The sequence below is a fragment of the Rhodococcus sp. YH1 genome (genome assembly GCF_009939605.1).
GTDB lineage: Bacteria > Actinomycetota > Actinomycetes > Mycobacteriales > Mycobacteriaceae > Rhodococcus > Rhodococcus aetherivorans.
In genome coordinates this window covers 101,660-104,581 of sequence record NZ_WVTE01000290.1, presented here as the reverse complement: position 1 = coordinate 104,581, position 2,922 = coordinate 101,660, and the positions used below count along the sequence as shown (strand labels likewise).

3 protein-coding genes and 1 pseudogene are annotated in these 2,922 nt (G+C 62.9%); 3 read left to right on the top strand and 1 reads right to left on the bottom strand.

Annotated elements, in window-relative coordinates; translation table 11 throughout:
- A pseudogene (locus AIIKEEIJ_RS33420) lies at nt 1–315 on the bottom strand (alpha/beta hydrolase); the annotation flags it as partial.
- Nucleotides 316–665: 350 nt separating this feature from the next.
- Between AIIKEEIJ_RS33420 and AIIKEEIJ_RS31035 the strand changes: the two are divergent.
- From AIIKEEIJ_RS31035 to AIIKEEIJ_RS32775, 3 genes are all read left to right on the top strand, one after another.
- Entirely contained in the window at nt 666–1,688 is a 1,023-nt protein-coding gene (locus AIIKEEIJ_RS31035; RefSeq protein ID WP_161995082.1) for a LysR substrate-binding domain-containing protein, read from the top strand.
- 235 nt (nt 1,689–1,923) lie between these two features.
- A complete protein-coding gene (locus AIIKEEIJ_RS31030) occupies nt 1,924–2,109 on the top strand; it encodes an MFS transporter (protein ID WP_161995083.1) in 186 nt (61 codons plus the stop codon).
- Nucleotides 2,110–2,121: 12 nt separating this feature from the next.
- A partial coding sequence (locus AIIKEEIJ_RS32775) for an MFS transporter (RefSeq protein WP_161995084.1) occupies nt 2,122–2,922 on the top strand: 801 nt, incomplete at its 3' end.

Below are 2,922 nucleotides of genomic sequence, written 5' to 3'. Positions count from 1 at the left end.
TGGATGTGGTCGTGATCCTTCGCCGGCCGAAACGAAACGAGCACTTCCGCCCGTGGACAGTCCCATCCCGTGGAGATCGCGTCCTTGGCTATAAGCACCCGAACATGGGTGCGGTCTTCGACTACTTCTCGTGCCCACGCCACGCGGCTGGGGCCGGATCGCACGGAAGCCCTCGGCGGCGAGGTCGGTTGCGATCGGGTCGAACTCGTAGGAGTCGCGGCCGAGGGACGGCAGCAACACCACGGCCGGGCCGGATCCGTCGACGAGCACCTCGATCTCCACGTCGCCGAACGCGACGGTGTGTATATCGCTCATGGCGACATCCTTCCAGTGCCGCCGAGCCGACACCGAATTCCTGAGGCTTGCCGCCGTGGCAGGCGCTCGCAACTGATGCCGGCTCACCGGAGAGGGTGTCTGCTTCCTCCGTGCCGGCGCTGCATCACCACTTCCGACACCGCACCGACCAGAGGCGCGGCCCGGTCCGACGCTTGCATGGCCACTGCCGAAATAATGCGATCCGTTGGGGTCTGACGATTATTCGCCTTCGTCGTCCGCCTTCTCGGCCGGAGCGTCGAGTTCCCACCGGGAGGCTCTGCTGAAATTGTTGCTCGCTGAATATAAATAGCGGCACCGTCTGATAGTCGAGATAGATCAAGGGGGCAGTAGTGGAGATCCGTCACCTGCGCACGTTCCTTGCGGTCGCGGAGGAACTTCACTTCGGCCGGGCAGCCGCGCGGCTTCATATGGCGCAGCCTCCCGTCAGCCAGCAGATCCAGCAGTTGGAGAAGGAGCTCGGCGTCCAGCTGTTCGAGCGCAACACACGGTCCGTCTCACTCACGAAGGCGGGCCAGGCGTTGCAGGGCCCGGCGCAGAAGATTCTGAACGACTTGGACCTGGCAATACGCGCGGCGATGTTCGGCAGCTCGGGAATTGCCGGCAGAGCTTCCTTGGGTTTTGCCAGCGCCAGCAGCCGCCGCGTCCTGCCTCTGATCACCAGGGCCGTCAAGGGCAGCGAACCGGGCATCGACCTTGCTCTCCAGGGGCAGACGTACGGCGGAGCGGTGGTGAATCAGATCCTCTCCGGAAGCCTCGACATGGGTTTGGCTCGTCTGCCTGTCCGCGACCCGTTGATCGACTGGCACATCATCGACTTCGAGACGCTGGTGGCTGCGCTGCCCGAAGACCACCCACTGGCGGCGAAACCGGAGCCGGAAGTCGCCGACCTGGCCGGTGAGCCGTTCGCGACTTTCCCTGGCACGCAAGGCTCTACGGTCAGGGACGCCACGGCGCTGATCGCCCTGCAGGCGGGCTTCTCCCCGCGCATCGTCCAGGAGGCGCCCGATTCCTACACGATCCTCAGTCTCGTCGCCGCCGGTGTCGGGATCACAGTGACTGTCTCCTACGTACAGCACATCCAAATGCCCGGACTTTGCTCTCGGGCGTTTTCCACACCGGTACCGAAAATGGCCGCTGTGCTGGCATGGCACAAGAAAAACAGGAATCCTGCCCTGCAGGCTGTCGTGGCCATCGCCCGAGAGCTCCTGCACACCCGAGCCCGAGCCGGTACTCCTCATCCGGTAACCCGACGTTGCCCCGAAAGGGCCGGATCAGCCCCGATCGGACTCACTGAAGCCCCGGTTCCGCTGGGGTTCTTGTCGTTCCCGTCGACGTACCTTCGGATTGGTTAATCCCCGCTATCGAACTCATAGTGAATTCAGATCAATCAGAATTGGATTGCACCACTGTGGATATGAGAAGCTCTGCGCGGTGGGTCACAACTCCCACCCCGGGGGCCGTGACTCATAGGAGCCGTACCCTCCCTCAACTTCTCCCTTCGATAGGTTCTCCATGCCAACAACAGCCACTGCCGGCGACGGGATACCCGACGGCACAGGGCACTTTCCGAGAAATCAACGGAAGTCCATGATCGCCGGCGTCTCGGGAAACTTCCTCGAATGGTTCGACTGGACCATGTATGCGCTCGTGACCACATACTTGGCCGCCAACTTCTTCGACAAGAACGATCCCCAGTCGGCGCGGCTCTCCACGCTGGCGGTGTTCGCCGGCGACTTCCTCGCCCGCCCGCTCGGCGGGCTGATCCTCGGTTGACTGGGAGATAGGTTGGTACGCAAGACATCACTGGTCATCTGCATGCTCATGATGGGCGCGGGCAGTCTCATGGTCGCAGTGATCCCGACCTACGACTCCATCGGCATCTGGGCCTCGGTTCTCCTTCTGACGGCTCGGCTCATCCAGGGCATCGCCCACTGCGGCGAAAGCGGAAACGCCTACACATACCTGGCCGAGATCGCCCCGGCAAACAAGCGGGGCCTGTGGGGTAGCAGCATCATGATGACGATGCTGCTCGGCGTCATGGCGGCAACCGCGATGAGCATCCTTCAGACGTCGATCATCTCCGAGGACGACATGTCGGAGTTCGGGTGGCGCATCGGCTTTGCCATCGGAGCAGTGCTGGCCATCTTCGCGCTGTTCCTCCGCCGTCAGGCCGAAGAATCCGGATTCTTCGAGGAAGCCAAGGCGGCCGCCGGCACCGCGTCGGTCCGAGTGATCACGCGCCGGCAGCTGGTGATCATCGCCGTCCGCATTCTGATGCTGAGCCTCCTGACCAACGTCCTTTACTACACGTGGGTGAACTTCTCCTCGTCGTTCGCCATTTCCGGCAAGGGCATGGATCCCAACGGGGCTTACATCGCAACGTTCTGCGCACAGATTCTTGCCTTCATCGCACTGCCGTTCTGGGGGCGGCTCTCGGACCGGATCGGGCGCCGCAAGCAACTGGTGTTGTGGGCTGTCGCGGTCATTGTGGTGGTGTTCCCCATCAACTGGGTCCTGACGTCGGCGCCGTGGACCCTGTTCGTGTCGCAGGGAATTGCCCTGCTCGTATGGGGCATCCAGTCGTCG

Excerpts from the sequence above, each read along its gene's own strand:
- AIIKEEIJ_RS31030 (WP_161995083.1), top strand. The coding sequence starts at position 1,924 with ATGATCGCCGGCGTCTCGGGAAACTTCCTCGAATGGTTCGACTGGACC.